The organism is Neokomagataea anthophila, from assembly GCF_018122595.1.
In the GTDB taxonomy this organism is placed as follows: domain Bacteria; phylum Pseudomonadota; class Alphaproteobacteria; order Acetobacterales; family Acetobacteraceae; genus Gluconobacter; species Gluconobacter anthophilus.
Genome location: NZ_JAGRQH010000079.1, coordinates 1 through 257 on the forward strand (window position 1 = coordinate 1; position 257 = coordinate 257).

1 protein-coding gene is annotated in these 257 nt (G+C 27.2%); it reads right to left on the bottom strand.

From position 1 onward, the window contains the following. Nucleotides 1-257, bottom strand: a 257-nt coding sequence (locus KB213_RS12155) for a hypothetical protein (protein ID WP_211683502.1), incomplete at both ends; no start/stop codon positions are given.

Sequence of the window (257 nt, forward strand, 5' to 3'; positions counted from 1 at the left end):
TTTTTTTGGTTTTTTTTTTTTTTTTTTTTTTTTTGTGTTTTGTTTTTTTTTTCTTTTGGTTTTTTTTTTGTTTTTTTTCGGTTTATGGTATTTGTCTTCCGCAGGCTGCGATGGGGCTGTTGTTGTATTATTTCTGGTGTTTTTTTTTTTTGAAAAAAATGGTATTTGTTCTAGAATAATTATAAATAATGTAAGTAATAATCTGGTTCCTGGTGTTGTGTTTGTATGAGGTATGATGATGTCATCGGGAAAGAAGT